The organism is Streptomyces sp. NPDC004609, assembly GCF_042873655.1.
Classification (GTDB): Bacteria; Actinomycetota; Actinomycetes; order Streptomycetales; family Streptomycetaceae; genus Streptomyces.
This window is the reverse complement of record NZ_JBIALS010000087.1, coordinates 1-3216: the sequence shown is the minus strand read 5'-3', so window position 1 is coordinate 3216 and position 3216 is coordinate 1. Positions and strand designations below refer to the sequence as shown.

Below are 3216 nucleotides of genomic sequence, written 5' to 3'. Positions count from 1 at the left end.
CTTGTGTTGGGGGTGGCGGGTGGTTGGTCGTTGTTTGAGAACTGCACAGTGGACGCGAGCATCTGTGGCCAAGTTTTTAAGGGCGCACGGTGGATGCCTTGGTACCAGGAACCGATGAAGGACGTGGGAGGCCGCGATAGTCCCCGGGGAGCCGTCAACCAGGCTTTGATCCGGGGGTTTCCGAATGGGGAAACCCGGCAGTCGTCATGGGCTGTCACCCGTGCCTGAACACATAGGGCATGTGGAGGGAACGAGGGGAAGTGAAACATCTCAGTACCCTCAGGAAGAGAAAACAACCGTGATTCCGGGAGTAGTGGCGAGCGAAACCGGATGAGGCCAAACCGTATGTGTGTGATACCCGGCAGGGGTTGCGCATGCGGGGTTGTGGGATCTCTCTTTCATAGTCTGCCGGCTGTGAGGCAAGTCAGAAACCATGGTTGTAGGCGAAGGACATGCGAAAGGTCCGGCGTAGAGGGTAAGACCCCCGTAGCTGAAACGATCATGGCTTGCTTGAGAGACACCCAAGTAGCACGGGGCCCGAGAAATCCCGTGTGAATCTGGCGGGACCACCCGTTAAGCCTAAATATTCCCTGGTGACCGATAGCGGATAGTACCGTGAGGGAATGGTGAAAAGTACCGCGGGAGCGGAGTGAAATAGTACCTGAAACCGTGTGCCTACAAGCCGTGGGAGCGTCGGGATGGAGCTTGTCTCCATTCTCGTGACTGCGTGCCTTTTGAAGAATGAGCCTGCGAGTTTGCGGTGTGTTGCGAGGTTAACCCGTGTGGGGGAGCCGTAGCGAAAGCGAGTCCGAACAGGGCGTTTTAGTAGCATGCTCAAGACCCGAAGCGGAGTGATCTAGCCATGGGCAGGTTGAAGCGGCTGTAAGAGGTCGTGGAGGACCGAACCCACCAGGGTTGAAAACCTGGGGGATGACCTGTGGTTAGGGGTGAAAGGCCAATCAAACTCCGTGATAGCTGGTTCTCCCCGAAATGCATTTAGGTGCAGCGTCGTGTGTTTCTTGCCGGAGGTAGAGCACTGGATAGGCGATGGGCCCTACCGGGTTACTGACCTTAGCCAAACTCCGAATGCCGGTAAGTGAGAGCGCGGCAGTGAGACTGTGGGGGATAAGCTCCATGGTCGAGAGGGAAACAGCCCAGAGCATCGACTAAGGCCCCTAAGCGTACGCTAAGTGGGAAAGGATGTGGAGTCGCAGAGACAACCAGGAGGTTGGCTTAGAAGCAGCCATCCTTGAAAGAGTGCGTAATAGCTCACTGGTCAAGTGATTCCGCGCCGACAATGTAGCGGGGCTCAAGCGTACCGCCGAAGTCGTGTCATTGGCACATATGCCCCTAACGGGGGTGCTGATGGGTAGGGGAGCGTCGTGTGCCGGGTGAAGCCGCCGTGTAAGCGAGTGGTGGACGGTTCACGAGTGAGAATGCAGGCATGAGTAGCGATACACACGTGGGAAACGTGTGCGCCGATTGACTAAGGGTTCCTGGGTCAAGCTGATCTGCCCAGGGTAAGTCGGGACCTAAGGCGAGGCCGACAGGCGTAGTCGATGGACAACCGGTTGATATTCCGGTACCCGCTTTGAAACGCCCAGTACTGAACCTTCTGATGCTAAGGCCGTGAAACCGCCGGGTGCGTCTTCGGACAAGCTCGGAGTGGTGGAGCCGCTGAACCAAGGTGGTAGTAGGTAAGTGATGGGGTGACGCAGGAAGGTAGTCCAGCCCGGGCGGTGGTTGTCCCGGGGTAAGGGTGTAGGACGCACGGTAGGTAAATCCGTCGTGCATAAAGTCTGAGACCTGATGCCGAGCCGATTGTGGTGAAGTGGATGATCCTATGCTGTCGAGAAAAGCCTCTAGCGAGTTTCATGGCGGCCCGTACCCTAAACCGACTCAGGTGGTCTGGTAGAGAATACCGAGGCGTTCGGGTGAACTATGGTTAAGGAACTCGGCAAAATGCCCCCGTAACTTCGGGAGAAGGGGGGCCATCACTGGTGATCCGATTTACTCGGTGAGCTGGGGGTGGCCGCAGAGACCAGCGAGAAGCGACTGTTTACTAAAAACACAGGTCCGTGCGAAGCCGTAAGGCGATGTATACGGACTGACGCCTGCCCGGTGCTGGAACGTTAAGGGGACCGGTTAGTCATGCTTTCGGGTGTGGCGAAGCTGAGAACTTAAGCGCCAGTAAACGGCGGTGGTAACTATAACCATCCTAAGGTAGCGAAATTCCTTGTCGGGTAAGTTCCGACCTGCACGAATGGCGTAACGACTTCTCGACTGTCTCAACCATAGGCCCGGTGAAATTGCACTACGAGTAAAGATGCTCGTTTCGCGCAGCAGGACGGAAAGACCCCGGGACCTTTACTACAGTTTGATATTGGTGTTCGGTTCGGCTTGTGTAGGATAGGTGGGAGACTGTGAACTCTGGACGCCAGTTCAGGGGGAGTCGTTGTTGAAATACCACTCTGGTCGTGCTGGATGTCTAACCTGGGTCCGTGATCCGGATCAGGGACAGTGTCTGATGGGTAGTTTAACTGGGGCGGTTGCCTCCTAAAGGGTAACGGAGGCGCCCAAAGGTTCCCTCAGCCTGGTTGGTAATCAGGTGTTGAGTGTAAGTGCACAAGGGAGCTTGACTGTGAGACCGACGGGTCGAGCAGGGACGAAAGTCGGGACTAGTGATCCGGCGGTGGCTTGTGGAAGCGCCGTCGCTCAACGGATAAAAGGTACCCCGGGGATAACAGGCTGATCTTCCCCAAGAGTCCATATCGACGGGATGGTTTGGCACCTCGATGTCGGCTCGTCGCATCCTGGGGCTGGAGTCGGTCCCAAGGGTTGGGCTGTTCGCCCATTAAAGCGGTACGCGAGCTGGGTTTAGAACGTCGTGAGACAGTTCGGTCCCTATCCGCTGTGCGCGTAGGAGTCTTGAGAAGGGCTGTCCCTAGTACGAGAGGACCGGGACGGACGAACCTCTGGTGTGCCAGTTGTCCTGCCAAGGGCATGGCTGGTTGGCTACGTTCGGGAGGGATAACCGCTGAAAGCATCTAAGCGGGAAGCCTGCTTCGAGATGAGGACTCCCACCCCCGTTGAGGGGTTAAGGCTCCCAGGAGACGACTGGGTTGATAGGCCGGATCTGGAAGGCGGGTAACCGCTGGAGGTGACCGGTACTAATAGGCCGAGGGCTTGTCCTCAGTTGCTCGCGTCCACTGTGTT

1 rRNA gene is annotated in these 3216 nt (G+C 56.9%); it reads left to right on the top strand.

The annotated features are described in order from the left end of the window. Window positions 1–66: 66 nt before the first annotated feature. Window positions 67–3194, top strand: a 23S ribosomal RNA gene (locus tag ACFYT4_RS35955). Window positions 3195–3216 lie beyond the last annotated feature (22 nt).